The organism is Micromonospora solifontis (genome assembly GCF_003725545.1).
GTDB lineage: Bacteria > Actinomycetota > Actinomycetes > Mycobacteriales > Micromonosporaceae > Micromonospora > Micromonospora solifontis.
The window spans coordinates 1-19,302 of the sequence record NZ_RJLN01000014.1 but is presented as its reverse complement, the minus strand read 5'-3'; the positions used below and the strand labels follow the sequence as shown (position 1 = coordinate 19,302).

Sequence of the window (19,302 nt, the reverse complement as noted above, 5' to 3'; positions counted from 1 at the left end):
GTTACCACCACCTCGTCACAGCCCGTTCCGGGAGATCACCCCCTGGTACCAGCGGGCACTTTCCTTCGGTGTGCGCCGCTGGGTCAGGTAGTCGACGTGCACGATCCCGAACCGCTTCCGGTAGCCCTCGGCCCATTCGAAGTTGTCCAGCAATGACCATACGAGATAGCCCCGCAGGTCGACCCCACGGGAGATGGCCTGGTGCACCGCGCGCAGGTGCCCGTCGAGGTAGGCGACCCGGTCGGTGTCGGCCACCCACCCGGTCCGCTCGGTGCCGGCCTTGTCCGGGAAGGCCGCGCCGTTCTCCGTGATGATCATCGGCAGGCCCGGGTAGTCGGCGGCCACCCGCTCCAGCAGACGGGTGAGACCGGCCGGCTCGATCATCCAGCCCATGTCGGTCAGCGGCCCGACCGGCGGCAGGAACTCGACGCTGCCCGCGCTGCCCGGGTACGCGCTGCCACCCGCGCCACCCGCCCGGCCCGCCACGTAGGTGGGCGCGTAGTAGTTGATCCCGAGTAGGTCGATCGGCGCGGCGATCACCTTCTCGTCCCCGTCCCGGATGAAGTCCGGCTCGACCAGCCGGCTCACGTGCGCCAGCACGTCGTCCGGGTAGCCGGCCCCGGTCAGCGGGTCCAGGAAGATCCGGTTGTGCAGCCCGTCGACCAGCCGCACCGCGGCGGCGTCCGCCGGGCTGTCGGCGTCCGCCGGCTGCACGTCGGCCAGGTTGAGGGTGATCCCCAGGACCTCCACGCCGGCCGCGCGCAGCGCCAGGGTGGCCAGGCCGTGGCCGAGCAGCAGATGGTGTACGGCCCGGAACGCGTCCCCCGCGTCCTGCCCGCCCGGCGCGTGCACCCCGTTGCCGTACCCGAGGTACGCCGAGCACCACGGCTCGTTGAGAGTGGTCCAGGTGCGGACCCGGTCGCCGAGCCGCTGGTGGACGGCGACCGCGTAGTCGGCGAAGTGCTCGGCGGTCTCCCGGGTGGTCCAGCCGCCCCGGTCCTCCAGCCCCTGCGGCAGGTCCCAGTGGTAGAGCGTGACGATCGGGTCGATGCCCCGGGCCAGCAGGGAGTCGACCAGGCGGTCGTAGAAGTCCAGGCCGCGCGGGTTGACCGGGCCGGTGCCGTCGGGCCGGATCCGGGGCCAGGCGACCGAGAAGCGGTACGCCTGGAGGCCCAGCTCCGCCATCATCGCCACGTCGTCGGGGTAGCGGTGGTAGTGGTCGCAGGCGATGTCGCCGGTGTGCCCCTGGAACACCTTTCCGGGCGTACGGCTGAAGGTGTCCCAGATGGACGGGCCGCGACCGTCCTCCCGGACGGCACCCTCGATCTGGTACGCGGCGGTGGCCGCACCCCAGACGAAGCCCTCGGGAAATCGAAGCTCACTCCTCGCGCTCACGCCTTGACCGCACCTTCCATGATGCCGCCGATGATCTGGCGGCCGAACACGATGAACACCAGCAGCAGGGGAAGGGTGGCGATGGCCGTTCCGGTGAACACCTGCGACATGTCCTGGTAGTAGCCGTCGGACAGGGCCCGCAGCGACAACTGCACGGTCGGGTTCTCCGGGTCGTTCAGCACCGCGTACGGCCAGAGGAAGTCGTTCCAGGTGGTCATGAAGGTGAGCAGGCCGAGCACCGCGGCGGCCGGGCGCAGCGCCGGCAGCACCACGTTCCAGTAGATCCGCGCGGTGTTGCAGCCGTCCATCCGGGCGGCCTCGATCAGCTCGGTGCTGACCGCCTGGCCCGCGTACTGGCGCATCATGAACACGCCGAACCCGGTGACCAGCGCCGGCACGATCACCGCCGGCAGCCGGTCGTTCCAGTTCAGCTTGGTCATCAGCAGGTACAGCGGGATGACGCCGAGCTGGGTGGGGACCATCATGGTGGCGACGATGACCAGCAGCAGCGCGTTGCGACCGCGGAAGCGCAGCTTGGCGAAGGCGAAGCCGGCCAGCGTGGAGAAGAAGACCACCGAGACGGTGACCGTGCCGGCCACGATCGCCGAGTTGATCAGACCGGTGAGGAAGTACGCGTCGGTGTTGTCGAACAGCTTGGCGATGTTGGCGCCGAGGTTGCCACCCGGGACGACCGGGGGCGGCACCTGGCCCATGGCGTCACTGGTCTTGCTGGCGACCACGAACATCCAGTAGATCGGGAAGATCGACAGGACGGCCGTGAGGGTCAGCGCCAGGTAGGTGAGCCGGCCGGCCGACCAGAGGCGGGTCATCGGGAGTCCTCCTTGCGGGCGGCACCGCCGCCGAGCCGGCGGAGGAGCAGGACGTTGATGGCCGCGACCACCGCGATCAGCGCGAACAGCAGCCAGGCGATCGCCGAGCCGTAGCCGAAGTTGTAGTGGGGCGCGAAGGCGTTCTCGAACATGTACATGGTCACGGTCTGCGACTCGCGCAGCGGCCCGCCGCGGATCGCGTTGGTGCCGGAGTTGAACATCCGCGGCTCGGTGAAGAGCTGGAGGCCGCCGATGGTGGAGATGATGACCGCGAAGATGATCGTCGGCTTCAGCAGCGGCACGGTGATCGACCAGAACTGCCGCGATCGGCTCGCACCGTCGATCGAGGCGGATTCGTAGAGGTCGCGGGGGATGGCCTGCATGGCGGCCAGGAAGATCAGCGCGTTGTAGCCGGTCCACCGCCAGTCGACCATCGTGGAGATGGCCACCCAGGAGGCCAGGCGGTTGGCCTTCCAGTCGATCGCGTCGACGCCGACGTGGTCGAGCAGCCAGTTGATCATGCCGAACTCGCGGCCGAAGAGCACCGCGAAGACGATCGCCACCGCGGCGGTGGAGGTGACGTTCGGGATCAGCACCGCCATCCGCCAGGTGGTCCGGGCCCGGAGCTGCCGGTTGAGCAGGTTGGCCAGCCAGAGCGCCAGCAGCAGCTGCGGGACCGTGGAGATGACGAAGATGCCGAGGGTGTTCACCACCGAGTGCCAGAAGTCCGGGTCGGCCAGGAGCTGGCTGTAGTTGTCGAGACCGATGAACGGGTGCTCGGCGCCGAGCAGGTCCCAGTCGTGCAGCGAGACCCAGAACGTGTACGCCAGCGGGTAGGCCCCGAAGACCCCGAAGAGCAGGAAGAACGGGGCGATGTACAGGTAGGGCGAGTACTTCGTGTCGAACCGGCTGAGCCGGGCGCCCCGGCCGGGGCGGGCGATGCGGTGCGCCGGTCTGACCGGCGGGCGGGCGTCGAGCTGGACTGCCATGGCCCGTGACTCCTTTCCGCCGTGCGGGCGGCGCCCCGTCGCCGGGGCCCCGCCCGCACGCACTGGCTCGGGTTACTTGGCAGCGGCCTTCTTGGCGTTCTCGACCGCGTCGGTCCAGCCCTGCTCCGGGGTGCGCTTGCCCAGCTCCACGGTGCGGACGGCGTTCTCCACCTCGGTCCGGACGGCCTGGTTCTTCGGGCCCATGTAGACCGGCTTGAGGCTCTTGGCGCCGGCGGCGAAGATCTTTCCGACCGGGGCGTCCGAGAAGTAGGCGTTCTTCGAGTCGACGATCGCGGGGTCGTCCAGGGCCTGCGGCGACGAGGGCAGCGGGCCCTTGGCCTTGAAGGCGCCGATCTGCCCCTTGGCGCTGGTCAGGAACTTGGCCAGCTCGATCGCCTCGGCCTGGTGCTTGCCCTGCTTCGGCACGGCGAGGAAGGAGCCGCCCCAGTTGCCGCCGTTACCGGGGACCTGGGCGATGTCCCACTTGCCCTTGGCGCCCGGGCCGGCGTTGCCCTCGATGACCCCGGTCATCCAGGCCGGGCAGGCGATGGTGGCGAACTTGCCCTGCTTGAACGCGGAGACCCACTCCTCCGACCAGGAGCCGTACTTGCCGGAGAGGCCGGAGTCGATGATGTCCATCGTGGTGTCGTACGCCTGCTTGACCGCCGGGTTGCTGTCGACCACCAGGTTGTTGCTGGTGTCGTAGTAGCTGTAGCCGCTGGTGTTGCCGGCGGTCTGCAGCAGGATGGTGTTGAAGGTGTTGGTGGCGGCGTCGAGGAACGCGGCCCCGGGGTTCTTCGCCTTGAACTGCTCGCCGACCTTGACGTAGTCCTGCCAGGTGGGCCAGAGCTTCGAGACGGCGTCCCGGTCGGTGGGCAGGCCGGCCTTGGCGAACAGGTCCTTGCGGTAGCACATCGCCATGCCGCCGACGTCGGTGCCGAGGCCGATCAACTGCTTGCCGTCGGCGGTGAGGCCCTGGTTCCACTTCCAGTCCAGGAAGTTGCCCTTGAGGTCGGCGGCGCCGTGGTCGAGCAGGTTGACGAAGTTCTGCGGGTTGGCCTTGTACTCGACCAGCAGGCCCTCCTCGATGGCGACGATGTCGCCCGCGCCCTTGCCCGCGGCGAGCCACTGGGTGAGCTTCGGCGAGTACTCGTCCAGGTTGCTGCCGGTGCCCCGCTCAACGATCTTCACGTTGGGGTGGCTGGCCATGTACTCCTTGTACAGCTCGTCGTAGCCGAACTGGCCGAAGACGTCGACGGTGAGCGTGACCGGACCGTCGGCGGCGGCCTTGTCCTCGCCGCCGCCACAGGCGGTGGCGCCGAGCAGCGCGGTGGTGGCGACCAAAGCCACCGCCGCCAGCCGGCGGCGCGTGAAGGTACCCATCTCTTATCTGACCCCTCTTGGTCGTTACGGGTGGTGGAGAGTGGTTCCGGTTCTCAGAGAGCGCTCTCACAAGAGGGTGGTGGCTGCCCCGGCTCCTGTCAAGAGAGCGCTCTCAGGCCGTTACGAAACTCGGCCCGCCCGCCGAGCCCCGACCATGCAGGAGCGGCATGTCTGACAGACATGATCACGTCTCTCAGACATGCCGCTCCGAAGCGATGTCTCCTGCCGCGGCCCGCCGCGGCGCCCGCCCACCCGCAGCCGGGGTCACCCAGAAGCCAGGTCAGCCCACCCGCAGCCCGCTCAGCAGCCGGCGGTCGCCGGCCACCCCGAGGGCGTCGAAGCTGATCCGGCCCATCAGGGCCAGCAGCAGGTCGCTCGCGGTGCCGCTGACCTGGGCCCGGGCGTGGTGCTCGTCGTGATCCAGGATCGTCGCGGTGTCCAGCAGCGCCATCCCCTCGCCGCGCAGCCGCAGGTACCAGTCCTGAGCGGCGTCGGTCGCGGTCAACTGCACCACCCCGTGCCACTGGCCGGACTCGATCCGCCGGCCGGCCGGCAGCCAGGTGTCCAGCACCTCACTCACCCCGTCGGCGGCGAGCTTGGCCTCGATCGGTTCCCCGGCGCCGATCGCGAGCTGGGCGTCCCAGCGGTGGACCGCCGTCTCGTGCGCCATCCGGCGCGGCCAGAACCCGGCCTTCTTCGGCTGCGGCGCGAAGTTCCACGCCGGGGTCTCCACGTCGAGCCCCTCGAAGAGCGCCATGAGCTGGTCGTACTCCCGCCGGTACCACTGCGCGGCGGTCAGCCCGGCCGGCGGCTCCGGGTCCTGCCGCTCGGGCCGGGTCGCGGTCCCGGCGGTCACGACCGTGCGGGCCCACATGTACACCCGGGTGAGGTGGTGAGCGAGGTCCGAGACCGTCCAGCCGGGACAGGAGAGCACCGGTGTCTGCGGGGGTGCCTCCGCGACCGCGGCGGCGAAGGCGGGGCCCTCCGTCCGCAGCGCGCCGAGCCAGAAGTCCTTCGTGCCGTGCAGTCTGCTCATCGCAATCCTCCCGGGGGTGACCGGGCCACCAGTGGGTGCCGCGGCTACCCCTCAGCCTAGGGTGAAGGGCGTGTCAGACGTCTACGCCGAACCGGCGACCGGAGCCGACCCGACCGACCCGGCCACCCTGGCGCGTTACACCACCCTCCGGCTCGGTGGCGCCGCCGGCCGGTTGGAGACCGCCACCAGCGCCGACGAAATCGTACAGAAGGTGCGGGAAGCGCAGTCGCGGGACGAGCCGGTCCTCGTCCTCGCCGGCGGCAGCAACGTGGTGATCGGCGACCAGGGCTTCCCGGGCACCGTCGTGCTGATCCGGTCCAGGGGATTCCGGGTGGTCGCCGAGGACGCCGACACGGTCACCGTCCGGGTCGAGGCCGGCGAGCCCTGGGACGACCTGGTCGCCGCCACCGTGGAGCGCGGCTGGTCCGGGCTGGAGTGCCTCTCCGGCGTCCCCGGGTCGGCCGGCGCCACCCCGATCCAGAATGTCGGCGCGTACGGCCAGGAGGTCGCCGAGACGATCACCGCCGTCGAGGCGTACGACCGCACCCACGGCGCGGTGGTGCGGATCGAGGCCGCCGACTGCGGATTCGCGTACCGGGGCAGCATCTTCAAGTACAGCGACCGTTGGGTGGTGCTCACGGTCGACTTCCGGCTCACCCGCTCCCCGGTCTCCGGCCCGGTCCGCTACGCCGAGCTGGCCCGTGCGCTCGGCGTCGAGGTCGGCGACCGGGTGCCGCTGGCCGACGCCCGGGCCACCGTGCTGCGGCTACGCGCGGGCAAGGGCATGGTGCTCGACGCGGACGACCCGGACACCCGGTCGGTGGGCTCGTTCTTCACCAATCCGGTGCTGGAGTCGGAGGCGTACGAGCTGCTCCAGGAGCGCGCCGCCGACCTCGGCGAGCCGCCGCACTGGTCGGGCGCCGGCGACGTGGTCAAGGTGAGCGCCGCCTGGCTGATCGACAAGGCCGGCTTCGGCAAGGGGTACGCGGGCCCGGACGGGGTCGCCATCTCCAGCAAACACACCCTCGCCCTCACCAACCGCAGCGGCACCGCCCCCACGGCCGCGCTGGTCGCCCTGGCGAGGGAGATCCGAGACGGCGTCCACGACCGCTTCGGCGTAACCCTCCACCCCGAACCCGTCCTCATCAACTGCACCATCTGACCCACCCCCGAGACCCCGGTCGATCATGAGGTTAGCCGGAACAAATAGGGCGTCCGGCACAGCTAACTTCATGATCGCCGGGGTTGGACCCGGGGGGGGTTAGGTGGGGGAGACGGCGGGCCAGGGAAGGGTGACTTCGCCGTGGCGCCAGCGGCGGGGGCGGTCCAGGACCGGCCAGCCCGCGTCCTTCACGGCGGCGACCGTGCGGGTCCAGCGGTCGCGGGGGCCGAAGGGGGCGTAGCCGGCGGCGGCCTGCCAGGCGTCCGCCAGGGCGCGGATCAGGTCGTGGATCCGTTCGCCGGGGACGTTGCGATGGATCAGCGCCTTGGGCAGCCGCTCGGCGAGCTGCGCCGGGCTCTCCAGGGTGGTCGGGCGCGCGGCCAGGGTCAGCGTGCGCGGGCCGGTCCGGTCCAGCAGCACCCAGCTGCCCAGCCGGCCCAACTCGTCGCAGGTCCCCTCGACCAGCAGCCCGCCCGGGGCCAGCCGACCGGTGACCGTACGCCAGGCGTCGGCCACCTCGCTCTCGTCGTACTGGCGCAGCACGTTGAACGCCCGGACCAGCGCGGGCCGGAGGCCGGCCAGCTCGAAGCCGCCCCGCGCGAAGACCAGCCCGGGTGGGTCGGCGGCCGGCTGGGCGGCGGCCACGCGTACCGGATCGATCTCCAGCCCGACCACCCGGACGTCGGCGCGGACCCCGGCCGCGAGCCGGGCCCGGAGTTCGACCGCCGTGATCGGGGTGGCCCCGTAGCCCAGGTCGACCACCAGCGGGTCGGCGGCCGCCCGCAGGGCGTCGCCGCAGGTCTCGACGATCCAGTTGTCCACCCGCCGGAGCCGGTTGGGATTCGTCGTCCCGCGGGTGGCGACGCCCAGCGGTTTCATCAGCTCACACCCGGTGCACCTTGTGCTGAGCGGCCTGGGCCAGCGGGCGGACCACCAGCCGGTCGACGTTCACGTGGTGCGGCCGGGTGGCGCACCAGGCGACGCAGTCGGCGATGTCGTCGGCGAGCAGCGGCTCGGCCACCCCGGCGTAGACCGCGGCGGCCTTGTCGGCGTCGCCGCCGAACCGGACCAGGCCGAACTCCTCGGTCTTCACCATCCCCGGGTCGATCTCGATGACCCGGACCGGACGGCCGCACAGCTCCAGCCGGAGCGTGCCGGCGACGGCGGTCTGCGCGTGCTTGGCGGCGGTGTAGCCGCCACCGCCCTCGTAGACCACCTGGCCGGCGGTGGAGCCGATGATCACGATGGTGCCGGCGCCGGACGCCTCCAGCGCGGGCAGCAGCGCCTGGGTGACCCGGACCGTGCCGAGCACGTTCACCTCGTACATCCACTGCCAGTCGGTCACCGAGCCGGACTCCACCGGGTCCAGGCCGCGCGCCCCGCCGGCGTTGTTGACCAGCAGGGTGACCGGGCCGGGCGCGGCGGCGGCCGCGGCGGCCAGCGCGGCGACCGACTCGTCCGAGGTGACGTCGCACGCCACGGCCGTGGCCGCGCCGCCGGCCGCCTCGATCTCGGCGACCAGGCCGGCCAGCCGGTCGGTCCGCCGCGCGGCGGCGAGCACGTGGAAACCCTCGGTGGCCAGCCGGCGGGCGGTGGCCGCGCCGATCCCGCTGGAGGCCCCGGTGACGATCGCGACAGAGGTCATCCGGTCATTCTCTCCCGGCGTACGCCCCGATGCGGCGATGAGGTCCGTCACGCCGGCGGGCCGCCCCCACGCATTAGCACCCGCCGATCGGGAAGATGACATCCGGCGAGGACGTTGTCCGAAAAGCGCCGGGCGTGCGGGGACGGCATCAACCGTGACAGAGGGAGCGGACGTGGCGGAGTTGCACACCGGTGTCGGTCGTCAGCGAGGTGTTCTGCCGTGGCCGCGGCCACGCCGGATCGCGACGCTCTCCGTGCACACCTCGCCACTGCACCAGCCCGGCACGGGTGACGCCGGGGGCATGAACGTCTACATCCTGGAGGTCGCGCGCCGGCTCGCCGAGGCCGACGTCGAGGTGGAGATCTTCACCCGCGCCACCTCGGGCGACCTGCCGCCGGTGGTTGAGATGGCCCCGGGCGTGCACGTCCGGCACGTGACCTCCGGCCCGCTCGAGGGGCTGACCAAGGAGGAGCTGCCCGGCCAGCTCTGCGCCTTCACCGCCGGCGTGCTGCGCGCCGAGGCGGCCCGCCCGCCGGGCCACTACGACCTCATCCACTCGCACTACTGGCTCTCCGGGCAGGTCGGCTGGCTGGCCAAGGAACGCTGGGGGGTGCCGCTGGTGCACACCGCGCACACCCTGGCGAAGGTCAAGAACGCCCAGCTCGCCGCCGGCGACCGGCCCGAGCCGAAGGCCCGCGTCATCGGCGAGGAGCAGGTGGTCGCCGAGGCCAACCGGCTGGTCGCGAACACGCGGGTCGAGGCCCGCGACCTGATCGACCGGTACGCCGCCGACCCGGCCCGGGTGGCCGTGGTGGAGCCCGGCGTGGACCTGGACCGGTTCCGCCCGGCCGCCGGCGACCGGGAGGCGGCCCGGCTCGCCGCCCGCCACCGGCTCGGGCTGCCCACCACCGGGTACGTGGTGGCCTTCGTCGGCCGCATCCAGCCGCTCAAGGCCCCCGACGTGCTGATCCGGGCGGCCGCCGCGCTGCGCGAGCGGGATCCCGCGCTGGCCGCCGAGCTGACCGTGGTGATCTGCGGCGGCCCCAGCGGCAGCGGCCTGGACCGGCCCACCGCCCTGATCGAGCTGGCCAACTCCCTCGGCGTCGCCGACCGGGTGCGCTTCCTGCCGCCGCAGACCGGCGACGACCTGCCCGCCCTCTATCGCGCCGCCGACCTGGTCGCGGTGCCCTCGTACAACGAGTCGTTCGGGCTGGTCGCGCTGGAGGCCCAGGCCTGCGGCACGCCCGTGCTGGCGGCGGCCGTGGGCGGGCTGGTGACCGCCGTCCGGGACGGGGTCAGCGGGGTGCTCATCGACGGCCACGACCCGGTCGACTGGGCCCGTACGCTGGCTCGCCTGCTGCCCGATCGGCTGCGCCGGGTGGCGCTGGGCCGGGGCGCGGAGCGGCACGCCCGCGACTTCTCCTGGCACCGCACGGTCTCCGGCCTGCTCACCGTGTACGGCGAGGCGATCGCGGAGCAGCGGGCCCGGCTGGCCGGCCGGCTCGCCGGGGATCCGGCCCTGTCCTGCTCCTGGTGACCGGCCGCCGGGCGCGCGGCGCGGGTGCGGAACCGACCGTAGAGTGGGTGCGATGAGCCGCAGGAGTGAGGTCGCCGCGCTGATCGAGTCCGTCTGCGCCGAGCGCGAGCTGGAGTGGGAGTCCACCGGCGAGGCGTCGTACGCGGTCACCCTGCCGGGCACCCACAAGCTCAAGACGATCTGCAACCTGATCGTCGGTGAGCACGCGCTGCGGATCGAGGCGTTCGTGATGCGCCAGCCCGACGAGCGCCGCGAGGAGCTCTGGGCCTGGCTGCTCCAGCGCAACGCCCGGATGTACGGGGTGTCCTTTTCCATCGACGCGGTCGGCGACGTCTACCTGACCGGCCGGGTCAGCCTGTCGGGGGTGGACGAGGACGAGCTGGACCGGCTGCTCGGCGCCGTGCTGACCTACGCCGACGAGTCCTTCGACGGCATGCTGGAGATCGGCTTCGGCACCGCCATCCGCCGGGAGTGGGAGTGGCGGGTCAAGCGGGGCGAGTCGACCGCCAACCTGGCCGCCTTCGCGCACCTCTTCGAACCCTCGGCGGGCGCGACCTCCGGGGCCGGAGGTTCGGAGCCGTCCTGACGGGTATGCCGCACCGCGCGGTGCGGCACTTGGGACCCACCGCGGGCCGAGGACGGACTGTCGAGGAGCGTGTCCCATGGCTCAGCGCATCAGCTCAGGTCGCGGCACGACGGCGACCAGGACCAAACGGCGAACCGGCAACCAGACCCCGAACACGCCGGGAATTTCCGAGTCCGAGATCTCCCGGATGAAGGTCGACGACATCCGGGGCCAGCTCCGCCGGCGCGGCGTCTCCGGGATCTCCGCGCTGCGCAAGCCGGAGTTGGTGAAGACGCTCGCCCGGACCCTGCGGTCGGAGAGCCGGGCCGGGGGCGGCGCGGCGCGGAAGAGCACCGGCCCCGCCGGCCGGGCGTCGGCGACCAAGAAGACCACCGCCGCCAAGAAGACCACGGCCGCGCGGAAGACGGCCGCCGCGAAGAAGGCGCCTTCCGCACGGGCCAAGGCACCGGCCTCGCGGGCCAAGGCGGCGCCGGCCGCGAAGGCCACCGGCGCCCGGGCCAGGGCGACGGGGGCCCGCAAGGCGGCGCCCGCCCGTAAGGCCGCCCCGTCCCGGGCCGCTCCCGCCCGGGGTACGGGGGCGACCGCGGTCCGCAGCGGGCGGTCGGCGTCCCGTTCGGTGAGTTCGTCCCAGCAGATCACCTCGTTGAGCGACCGTCCGGAGCGTCCGGGCCGGAGCCTGGTCACGGCGAACCATGAGGTGATCCAGCGGTGGGCGCGGGCCCGCAACGCGAAGCCGGCCACCATCGCCGGCACCGAGCGGGAGGGCCGTCCGGGGGTGCTCACCTTCAACATCCCCGGGTACCGGGAGAGCAGCCGGATCCGCCAGGTCACCTGGGACGACTGGTTCCGGACCTTCGACCAGCGCGGTCTGAACCTGATCTACCAGGAGCAGATGCGGGACGGGCGGCAGAGCAACTTCTTCCGTACGGAGAACCCGAATCGGGAGGACGCGTGAGGTTTACGGGAATGGCTGGCGGGGATCCGCTGTTGGCCATCGTTGTGACGGGCGAGACAGCGATCTGAGTTGAATCCGGAGATCCGGGCGAACTAACTTTATTGCACCGCGCCACGCTTGTAATCGTTCGGGGGAGCGACGGATCGATCAGATCCGCGCAGGCGAGGCGCGAGGGATCGGGTGGAGCACACCGTTGGGGGACGGTGCCACCCGTGGAACCGGCGGCGCGTGCGGGCGACGCTTACGGGGGTGAGTGTCGCCCGCCGCCGCCGGGTGTACGGTGCGAGCGCCCATCCTGACGGGGGTCAGGGTGGGCGCTCGATGCCGTTCAACGCTTCCCGGCCAGCGCCTTCTCCCGGCCCGCCACGGCGGCCCGGAGCGTGTCGACCCGACGTTCCCGGGACGGCCCGGCCAGCAGGTGCCCGGCCGCCGCGACCAGTCCCAGGGCGCCGACCACCAGCCAGTGGCGCTCGCCGAGGTGCTCCAGGCTGAGGCCGCCGAGTGCCGGCGCGACGAAGGACGCCGCCGGGAAGGTCAGGTAGAAGACCGACTGGTAGCGGGCGCGCAGTTCCGGCGGGGCGAGATCCGCGTTGATCTGGGCGTTCGGCGGCGCGGCGAGCATCTGCCCGACCGTCCACACCACCGCCGCGCCCAGGTAGAGCGGCAGCTCGTCGGCGACGGCCAGCACGCCGAAGCCGAGCGCCATCAGGCCGGTGGAGACCGACAGCACGGTCGCCTTCCGGTACGGCGCGATCAGCCGGGGCACGAAGAGCTGCCCGGCCACGATCAGGGCGCCGCCCAGGGCCACCACCATCCCGTACGCGGAGGGGCGCAGGCCGTCGTCGCGCATCGCCAGCGGCATGATCGTCGAGGTCTGCATGGTGAGCACGGCCAGCAGGAAGGTCAGCCCGACGAAGACGAGGAAGACGCGGTCGGTCAGCGCGGTGTGCAGCCCGGGCCGGCGGCCCGTCGTGGCGGGGACCCGGATACGCCGGTCGAGCGTCTCCGGAACCTTCAGCGCGAGCACCGCCGCCGCGGCCAGGGTCGTGCCGGCGTCCACCAGGAAGAGCGCGAGGAAGCTCGCCTCGGCGAGCACGCCCGCCAGCAGCGACGCCACCGCCATGCCGAGGTTGAACGCCCAGAACTGGAGGTTGAACGCGCGGGCGCGGCGATCCTCCGGCACCACGTCCACGATGGCCGCGACGAAGGCGGGGCTGGGCATCGAGTGCACCACCCCGACCAGCGCGGCGAGTACGGCGATCACCAGCAGGTGCCGGCTGAACGCCAGCGCCACCATCAGCCCGGCCGCGCCGAGGTGCGCGGCGAGCAGGGTGGCCCGCCGGCCCCACCGGTCCGCGAGCACCCCGCCGAGCAGCGTGCCCGCCGCCCCGCCCGCCCCGTACGCCCCGACCACCAGTCCGGCGAGGGCGGGCGACGCCCCGCGCGCGGCGGTCAGGTAGAGCGAGAGGAAGAGCATCGCGAAGGCGCCGGCCCGGTTGATCAGCAGACCGGACCAGAGGTACCAGAAGGTGGCGGGGAGTCCGCCGGCCGAGTCGTCCCACCAGCGCCGCAGGCCGCGCACCCGTCCTCCATGAAGGTTTGTTAACAGCTCCGCCGTCGACCGTAGGCAGCCGGACCGACCCGCGCCAGCGTGGCGCTGGTCACCTACCGCCGCCTCGTCCCGCTGCCGGAGATGACCTGTCTGAGCGCCTGCAAACCTGACGACGTGAACGGATCAGCCTGCGGCCAGCGGCCCCGCCCGGATGCGTGGCCCCCACCGCCCGGACGCCCCAGCGGGGTGCGACGACGGGGCCGGGGCCGGCGTACCTCAGGGGGCGGCGCGGACCGGCTCGGCGGGCGCGGTAGCCGCGGCCTCGGCCGCCTCGGGCGCCGGGGTGCGGGTCACCGTGACCGGCCGGGCCGGGGTGGCCGGGGTCCGCAGCTGCGCCGCCCGGCGCTCCCGGGCCGGGCCGGAGACCAGGTGGGCCACCGCGACAACGCCGCCGACCAGGGCGCAGCCGAGCCAGAGCGTCGTGTTGCCGGCGTGCTCCCGGACCAGGCCGCCGAGGATCGGCGCGGTCGCCCCCGCGAGCTGCCAGGAGAGCGAGAAGACGCCCTGGTAGCGACCGCGGAGCGCGGCGGGGGAGAGCTCGGCGATGAGGGTGGAGTTGGAGGGCGAGTTGAGCATCTCGCCCACCGTCCAGACGAGCACGGTGAGGCCGTAGAACCAGGCCGCCCCGGCGAACGCGGTCAGGCCGAAGCCGACGCCCATCACCAGCGCGGCGAGGGCCAGGACGTGCGAGCGGCTCCGGCCCTTGATCAGCCGGGGTACGAAGAGCTGACCGACCACGATCAGCACCCCGTTGAGCGCGATCACCGAGCCGTACGTGGCGGGGCTCAGACCGGAGTCGCCCATGGCGATCGGCAGCATCGAGATGTGCTGGAGGAAGACCAGCGCGGCGAACAGGTTGAGCGTCACGAACCCCAGGAAGACCCGGTCGGTGAGGATGGTCCGCAGCGCCCCGGCCGGGGCGGCGTGCTTGACGGTCGGGCCGGCGACGGCCGACCGGGTCTCCTTCACCCGGGCGAAGATGATCAGTGCGGTGACCAGGGTCGTGGCCGCGTCGACCACGAAGAGCAGCAGGTAGCCGGCCTGAGCGGCGAACCCGGCGAGGACCGCGGCGCAGGCGAAGCCGAGGTTGATCGCCCAGTAGTTCAGCGAGAAGGCGCGCAGCCGGTCCTTCTCCGGCACCACGTCGATCATCATGGCGCCGAACGCCGGGCGGGCCGCCTCGGCGAAGGTGCCCAGCAGCAGCGCGCCCAGGGCCACCGCCCAGAGCGGCCGGGCCAGGCCGAGCGCGAGCATCATGGTCGCCGCGCCGAGGTGGGCGGTGAGCAGGGTGGGTCGGCGCCCCCACCGGTCGGTCAGAGTGCCGCCCACCGTGGTGCCGACCGCGCCGCCGACGCCCCAGAGCCCGATCACCAGGCCGGCCTGCGAGGCCGAGAAGCCGCGCTCCCGGGTCAGGTAGATGGCGAGGAAGACCAGCACGAACGAGCCGAGCCGGTTGATCAGGGTGCCGGTCCAGAGGTACCAGAACGCCCGCGGCAGCCCGCCTGTCGTGTCCCGGAACCAGCTCCGTACCGTCCGCATCCCGACGCCCCCGTTTCGGTAATGACCGATATATCTTCAGCGCCTTACAACCTAGTGCCGATCCCGAGCGCCGGTCATCAGCTTTTCCACGTGGTGGTCGTCACGACCGCTCCCCGCGTGTCCGTGCACGCGGTACGGCAGGATGATCCGCATGACTGCGAGCGAGGGGCCCACCGTCGGGACGCTGGTCCTGCTGCGGCACGGCGAGAGCGACTGGAACGCGAAGAACCTCTTCACCGGCTGGGTCGACGTCGACCTGACCGCCAAGGGTGAGAGCGAGGCGCGGCGCGGCGGTGAGCTGCTCCGCGAGCACAACCTGCTGCCGGACGTGGTGCACACCAGCGTGCTGCGACGGGCGATCCGCACCGCCGAGCTGGCGCTGAACGCCGCCGACCGGCACTGGATCGCGGTGCGCCGGTCGTGGCGGCTCAACGAGCGGCACTACGGCGCGCTGCAGGGCAAGAACAAGAAGCAGACCCTGGACGAGTACGGCGAGGAACAGTTCATGCTCTGGCGGCGGTCGTACGACATGCCGCCGCCGCCGATCGACGACAACGACCAGTGGTCGCAGGTCGGGGATCCCCGGTACGCGCTGCTCCCGCCGGAGCTGATGCCGCGTACGGAGTGCCTGAAGGACGTCGTCGACCGGATGCTGCCCTACTGGTACGACTCGATCGTGCCGGACATCATGGCCGGGCGGACGGTGCTGGTGGTCGCGCACGGCAACTCGCTGCGCGCTCTGGTCAAGCACCTCGACCAGATCTCCGACGAGGCGATCGCCAAGCTGAACATTCCCACCGGCATCCCGTTGCGGTACGACCTCGACCCCGACCTGCGCCCGCAGGTCCTCGGTGGGACGTACCTGGACCCGGAGGCCGCCAAGGAGGCCGCCGCCGCGGTCGCCAACCAGGGCCGCTGACCGTCCCTACGACGAAGGCCCCGGTCCCGGGGCCTTCGTCGGGTTCGGCTCAGTTCGGCGACGGCGTGGCCTCGCCGGTGATCAGGTAGACGACGTGCTCGCCGACGTTCACCGCGTGGTCGGCGAAGCGCTCGTAGAAGCGGCCGAGCAGGGTGGCGTCGATCGCGGTCTCCACCCCGTACGGCCAGTCGTCCCCGAGCAGCACGCCGAAGAGGCTCTTGTGCAGGTCGTCCATGGCGTCGTCGTCGCGGTCGAGCTCGGCCGCGAGGTCGGCATCGGGCTTGGCCAGCACCGCGGCGATCTTCTCGGCCATCCGGTCGGCGATCCCGGCCATGTCGGTGAAGACCGGCCGCAGCTCGGCCGGCACCGCGGGTGACGGGTGCCGGCGCAGCGCGGTCTTCGCCACGTGGTCGGCCAGGTCGCCCATCCGCTCCAGGTCGGCCGCCACGTGCAGGGCGGTGATCATGGCACGCAGGTCGGAGGCGACCGGCGCCTGTCGGGCCAGCAGGTCGCAGACCCGCTCCTCCACGTGCCGGTAGAGGTCGTCGATCTCGGCGTCCCGCGCGATCACGGTCTCCGACGCCGCGCGGTCGGCGGTGAGCAGGCCCCGGGTGGCCTGGCGCAGGGCGGCGCGGACCCCCTCCGCCATGTCCACCAGCAGCTGGCTGACGATCTGCAGGTCGGCCCGGAACTCGTCGCGCATCGTCACTTCCTGGGGTCGGTGGTCGCCGCCCGGCCCGGAGAGGGCCGTGCATGGCGTGAGCAGGTGCGCGACAACCGTAGGTCGGGGGAGCCGGCAGGAAGGTGAACGCCGGTGAACGACGCGGGACCCGGAAGTGAACTTCCCGGAAAGCGAGAGTGGTTCGTCCCCTTCTGCCCGATCGCCAGGTGAACAATGACCCTACGATCGCCGGGTGGAATGGGCGGTGGCGGCCGGGGTGGCCGTGGCTCTGGTGGCCGGACTGGTCGCCGGGCTGCTGCTGTCCGAGCCCGTCCGGGCCTGGTGGCGCCGGTCGGCATCGGGGGGCGAGAGCTTCCGCCGGAGTGCAGGGAGGCCACTGATTCCCGACGACGAGCTGGGCGGGCTCTCCGCTCTCGGCCGCAAGACGATCGACTCGCTCCGGGCCGGTGTGGTGGTGCTCGCCCCGGACGACACGCCGGTGCTGGTCAACCCGGCAGCGCGGGCGATGGGTCTGCTCCGCACCGGGACGACGCCGGGTTCGATCGCCGCCCACCCGTTGATCCGTACCCTCGCCGGGCAGGTCCGGCGCACGGGCGTGCGGCGCGAGATCGAGCTGGACCTGCCACGCGGCCGCGACAGCGCGGGGGACAACCCGCTCGGCGTGCATCTGCGCGCCATGGGGCTCGGCGCCGGTTACGTCTCGATCGAGGCGGCCGACGTCACCGAGTCGCACCGGCTGGCCCGGGTCCGGCGGGACTTCGTGGCCAACGTGAGCCACGAGCTGAAGACCCCGATCGGCGCCCTCCAGCTCCTCGCCGAGGCGCTGGTGGACGCCACCGAGCCGGCCGGCGGCGGCGCGGCGGACCTTTCCGCGGACCTGGTCGCCGCCCGACGGTTCGCCGAACGGATCCAGCACGAGTCGACCCGGCTCGGCCGGCTGGTCCAGGAGCTGCTCGAACTCACCCGGCTCCAGGGCGCCGAGCCGCAGCCCGCGCCTGAGCCGGTCGCGGTCGACTGGGTGATCGCCGAGGTGCTGGACCGGACCCGGACCGCGGCCGCCGCCCGCCGGGTGGAGATCGCCGTGGACGGCCAGCGGGGCCTCACCGTGTACGGCAGCGACAGCCAGCTCGCCACCGCGGTGGCGAACCTGGTGGAGAACGCGATCAACTACTCGGGCGAGGACACCATGGTCCGGGTGACCGCCCGGGCCACCGACGAGCACGTGGAGATCGCCGTGGCCGACCAGGGCATCGGCATCGCCCCGAACGAGGTCGACCGGATCTTCGAGCGGTTCTACCGGGCCGACCAGGCCCGCTCCCGCGCGACCGGCGGCACCGGCCTCGGCCTGGCCATCGTCAAGCACATCGCCAGCAACCATGGCGGTCGGGTGGATGTCTCGAGCACTCTTGGTGGGGGGTCGACGTTCACCCTCCGGCTGCCCGCCCGTCCCCCGGACGACCTGGAGGCGACACTCAACTCCGCTGAGATCGAGGCCGGCCCGGCCGAGCTCCGGCAGGTCTGACCGACAGGAAAGGAAACACCCCGTTGAGCCGCGTACTGGTGGTCGAGGACGAGGAATCGTTCTCCGACGCCCTGTCCTACATGCTCCGCAAGGAGGGTTTCGAGGTCTCCGTCGCCGCGACGGGCCCCTCCGCCCTCACCGAGTTCGACCGGACCGGCGCCGACATCGTGCTGCTCGACCTGATGTTGCCGGAGATGTCGGGTACCGAGGTCTGCCGCCAGCTCCGGCAGCGGTCGCACGTCCCGATCATCATGGTGACCGCGCGGGACAGCGAGATCGACAAGGTGGTCGGCCTGGAGATCGGGGCCGACGACTACGTGACCAAGCCGTACTCGCCGCGCGAGCTGGTCGCCCGCATCCGGGCGGTGCTGCGCCGGCAGAGCGCGGAGGCGGCCGAGTCGGGTGCGCCGACGCTGGCCGCCGGTCCGGTCCGGATGGACATCGAGCGGCACGTGGTGACCGTCGACGGGGCGCCCGTGCAACTGCCGCTCAAGGAGTTCGAGCTGCTGGAACTGCTGCTGCGCAACGCCGGCCGGGTGCTCACCCGGGGCCAGCTCATCGACCGGGTCTGGGGCGCCGACTACGTGGGCGACACCAAGACGCTGGACGTGCACGTCAAGCGGCTGCGCTCCAAGGTCGAGCCGGAGCCGTCCGCGCCGCGCTACATCGTCACCGTCCGGGGCCTGGGCTACAAGTTCGAGCCGTGACGGCCCCTCCCGCCTCGCCCCGGGCAGCCTGATCTCCCATCTCCCCGCCAGCCGGGCCGGATGGTCGAGGACGGGCACCGGCAGGTGGGGTCGCGAGTCGAGCGGACCCGGCCGGGCGCGGGTCCCCTACTTGGCCTTACACCGCATCGCCGAACTGGCGGTATCCGACAGCCCCGGACACGCCCACCTCGGCGACCTGCACGGGCCCCACCCGGAGCCACTCGGCATGCCGCGGACCGGGGTCAGGCCGCCGCTCCGAAGCCCCACCTCGCCGCAACCCGAGTCGATCATCGGCGAAGGGCCCCCGCGCACAGCAGTCGGCCGCGGGGCCGCCAGCGAGCGGCAGGCTTTCACGGACCGGTCGGGCAGGTCGTTGTGGGGTGAATGCCCGGTGCTGGCCGGGGAGGCCCGGCCAGTGCTGGAACGCCGCGGCTACCACGCTGCGGCAGGTCGCGGTGTCCGGATTGCTGATGGCCGCCCTGTGCGGCAGGCCGAGTGCCCCGTTCGGGGGTCGGCCGGTGCAGGTCGGCGAGTTGGGCGTGTCCGGGGCGGTCGGATACCGCCACATCCGCGATGTCGCGGTCGGCTCACGAGCAGCTCTTCCGGCGGCCGGCCGAAGAAGAGCATGGCGAGCGGCGCGGGCGGCAGGCCTCGCGGACCGTTCGAGCGGGTCGTTGTGGGGTGTTTGTCAGTCCCGCTGGGGTGGGCCGTCCGATCACGGTGGGCTGGATGGTCCGGTCGCGGTGAGCTGGTTGTCCGGTCGCGGTGGCCGGGGTGTCCGATTTCGGTGGGGGTGTCCTGCC

17 protein-coding genes are annotated in these 19,302 nt (G+C 72.3%); 7 read left to right on the top strand and 10 right to left on the bottom strand.

What is annotated here, in order from left to right; genetic code table 11:
• Positions 1-15: 15 nt before the first annotated feature.
• From EFE23_RS07205 to EFE23_RS07185, 5 genes are all read right to left on the bottom strand, one after another.
• Entirely contained in the window at positions 16-1,395 is a 1,380-nt protein-coding gene (locus EFE23_RS07205) for a GH1 family beta-glucosidase (RefSeq protein ID WP_123240117.1), read from the bottom strand.
• Entirely contained in the window at positions 1,392-2,225 is an 834-nt protein-coding gene (locus EFE23_RS07200) for a carbohydrate ABC transporter permease (RefSeq protein WP_123240116.1), read from the bottom strand. The genes EFE23_RS07205 and EFE23_RS07200 overlap by 4 nt, the downstream gene beginning before the upstream one ends.
• Positions 2,222-3,214, bottom strand: coding sequence for a carbohydrate ABC transporter permease (locus EFE23_RS07195; protein WP_123240115.1), 993 nt, complete (start codon positions 3,212-3,214; stop codon positions 2,222-2,224). The genes EFE23_RS07200 and EFE23_RS07195 overlap by 4 nt, the downstream gene beginning before the upstream one ends.
• 72 nt (positions 3,215-3,286) lie before the next feature.
• Positions 3,287-4,597 (bottom strand): ABC transporter substrate-binding protein, encoded by a 1,311-nt coding sequence (locus EFE23_RS07190; protein ID WP_123240114.1) that lies wholly within the window; start codon positions 4,595-4,597, stop codon positions 3,287-3,289.
• A 280-nt stretch (positions 4,598-4,877) separates the two neighbouring features.
• Positions 4,878-5,633 carry a maleylpyruvate isomerase family mycothiol-dependent enzyme gene (locus EFE23_RS07185; protein WP_123240113.1) on the bottom strand — a complete coding sequence of 252 codons (756 nt, stop codon included), beginning with the start codon at positions 5,631-5,633 and terminating at the stop codon, positions 4,878-4,880.
• A 70-nt stretch (positions 5,634-5,703) separates the two neighbouring features.
• On the opposite strand from EFE23_RS07185, the gene EFE23_RS07180 reads away from it, so the two are divergent.
• Positions 5,704-6,795, top strand: a complete 1,092-nt coding sequence (locus tag EFE23_RS07180; protein ID WP_123240112.1) for a UDP-N-acetylmuramate dehydrogenase — start codon at positions 5,704-5,706, stop codon at positions 6,793-6,795.
• Positions 6,796-6,894: 99 nt separating this feature from the next.
• Here the strand turns inward: EFE23_RS07180 and EFE23_RS07175 are convergent, their stop codons facing one another.
• Both EFE23_RS07175 and EFE23_RS07170 read right to left on the bottom strand, forming a co-directional pair.
• Positions 6,895-7,674 carry a class I SAM-dependent methyltransferase gene (locus EFE23_RS07175; RefSeq protein ID WP_199736956.1) on the bottom strand — a complete coding sequence of 260 codons (780 nt, stop codon included), beginning with the start codon at positions 7,672-7,674 and terminating at the stop codon, positions 6,895-6,897.
• A gap of 4 nt (positions 7,675-7,678) precedes the next feature.
• Complete coding sequence (locus tag EFE23_RS07170; protein ID WP_123240110.1) at positions 7,679-8,440, bottom strand: SDR family NAD(P)-dependent oxidoreductase; 762 nt, start codon at positions 8,438-8,440, stop codon at positions 7,679-7,681.
• A 172-nt stretch (positions 8,441-8,612) separates the two neighbouring features.
• Between EFE23_RS07170 and mshA the strand changes: the two genes are divergently transcribed.
• The 3 genes from mshA to EFE23_RS07155 all read left to right on the top strand — a co-directional run bounded on the left by mshA (position 8,613) and on the right by EFE23_RS07155 (position 11,518).
• Complete coding sequence (gene mshA / locus EFE23_RS07165; RefSeq protein ID WP_123240109.1) at positions 8,613-9,977, top strand: D-inositol-3-phosphate glycosyltransferase; 1,365 nt, start codon at positions 8,613-8,615, stop codon at positions 9,975-9,977.
• A 52-nt stretch (positions 9,978-10,029) separates the two neighbouring features.
• Complete coding sequence (locus EFE23_RS07160) at positions 10,030-10,563, top strand: type III secretion system chaperone family protein (protein WP_123240108.1); 534 nt, start codon at positions 10,030-10,032, stop codon at positions 10,561-10,563.
• Between the two features lie 76 nt (positions 10,564-10,639).
• Positions 10,640-11,518 (top strand): hypothetical protein, encoded by an 879-nt coding sequence (locus EFE23_RS07155; protein WP_123240107.1) that lies wholly within the window; start codon positions 10,640-10,642, stop codon positions 11,516-11,518.
• Between the two features lie 328 nt (positions 11,519-11,846).
• On the opposite strand, the gene EFE23_RS07150 is transcribed toward EFE23_RS07155, so the two are convergent.
• Both EFE23_RS07150 and EFE23_RS07145 read right to left on the bottom strand, forming a co-directional pair.
• Positions 11,847-13,100 carry an MFS transporter gene (locus EFE23_RS07150; protein WP_123240106.1) on the bottom strand — a complete coding sequence of 418 codons (1,254 nt, stop codon included), beginning with the start codon at positions 13,098-13,100 and terminating at the stop codon, positions 11,847-11,849.
• A 246-nt stretch (positions 13,101-13,346) separates the two neighbouring features.
• Positions 13,347-14,669 carry an MDR family MFS transporter gene (locus EFE23_RS07145; RefSeq protein WP_123240105.1) on the bottom strand — a complete coding sequence of 441 codons (1,323 nt, stop codon included), beginning with the start codon at positions 14,667-14,669 and terminating at the stop codon, positions 13,347-13,349.
• A gap of 151 nt (positions 14,670-14,820) precedes the next feature.
• On the opposite strand from EFE23_RS07145, the gene EFE23_RS07140 reads away from it, so the two are divergent.
• Positions 14,821-15,588: a phosphoglyceromutase gene (locus EFE23_RS07140; RefSeq protein ID WP_123240104.1), complete on the top strand. Its 768-nt coding sequence runs from the start codon at positions 14,821-14,823 to the stop codon at positions 15,586-15,588.
• Between the two features lie 49 nt (positions 15,589-15,637).
• Here the strand turns inward: EFE23_RS07140 and phoU are convergent, their stop codons facing one another.
• Positions 15,638-16,291, bottom strand: a complete 654-nt coding sequence (gene phoU / locus EFE23_RS07135) for a phosphate signaling complex protein PhoU (RefSeq protein ID WP_123240103.1) — start codon at positions 16,289-16,291, stop codon at positions 15,638-15,640.
• 211 nt (positions 16,292-16,502) lie between these two features.
• Between phoU and EFE23_RS07130 the strand changes: the two genes are divergently transcribed.
• Positions 16,503-17,792, top strand: coding sequence for a sensor histidine kinase (locus EFE23_RS07130; RefSeq protein WP_199736955.1), 1,290 nt, complete (start codon positions 16,503-16,505; stop codon positions 17,790-17,792).
• Between the two features lie 23 nt (positions 17,793-17,815).
• Positions 17,816-18,499, top strand: a complete 684-nt coding sequence (locus tag EFE23_RS07125) for a response regulator (RefSeq protein ID WP_123240102.1) — start codon at positions 17,816-17,818, stop codon at positions 18,497-18,499.
• Positions 18,500-19,302 lie beyond the last annotated feature (803 nt).

Excerpts from the sequence above, each read along its gene's own strand:
- EFE23_RS07200 (WP_123240116.1), bottom strand. The coding sequence starts at position 2,225 with ATGACCCGCCTCTGGTCGGCCGGCCGGCTCACCTACCTGGCGCTGACC.
- EFE23_RS07195 (WP_123240115.1), bottom strand. The coding sequence starts at position 3,214 with ATGGCAGTCCAGCTCGACGCCCGCCCGCCGGTCAGACCGGCGCACCGC.
- EFE23_RS07190 (WP_123240114.1), bottom strand. The coding sequence starts at position 4,597 with ATGGGTACCTTCACGCGCCGCCGGCTGGCGGCGGTGGCTTTGGTCGCC.
- EFE23_RS07185 (WP_123240113.1), bottom strand. The coding sequence starts at position 5,633 with ATGAGCAGACTGCACGGCACGAAGGACTTCTGGCTCGGCGCGCTGCGG.
- EFE23_RS07175 (WP_199736956.1), bottom strand. The coding sequence starts at position 7,674 with ATGAAACCGCTGGGCGTCGCCACCCGCGGGACGACGAATCCCAACCGG.
- EFE23_RS07170 (WP_123240110.1), bottom strand. The coding sequence starts at position 8,440 with ATGACCTCTGTCGCGATCGTCACCGGGGCCTCCAGCGGGATCGGCGCG.
- EFE23_RS07160 (WP_123240108.1), top strand. The coding sequence starts at position 10,030 with ATGAGCCGCAGGAGTGAGGTCGCCGCGCTGATCGAGTCCGTCTGCGCC.
- EFE23_RS07155 (WP_123240107.1), top strand. The coding sequence starts at position 10,640 with ATGGCTCAGCGCATCAGCTCAGGTCGCGGCACGACGGCGACCAGGACC.
- EFE23_RS07145 (WP_123240105.1), bottom strand. The coding sequence starts at position 14,669 with ATGCGGACGGTACGGAGCTGGTTCCGGGACACGACAGGCGGGCTGCCG.
- EFE23_RS07140 (WP_123240104.1), top strand. The coding sequence starts at position 14,821 with ATGACTGCGAGCGAGGGGCCCACCGTCGGGACGCTGGTCCTGCTGCGG.
- phoU (WP_123240103.1), bottom strand. The coding sequence starts at position 16,291 with ATGCGCGACGAGTTCCGGGCCGACCTGCAGATCGTCAGCCAGCTGCTG.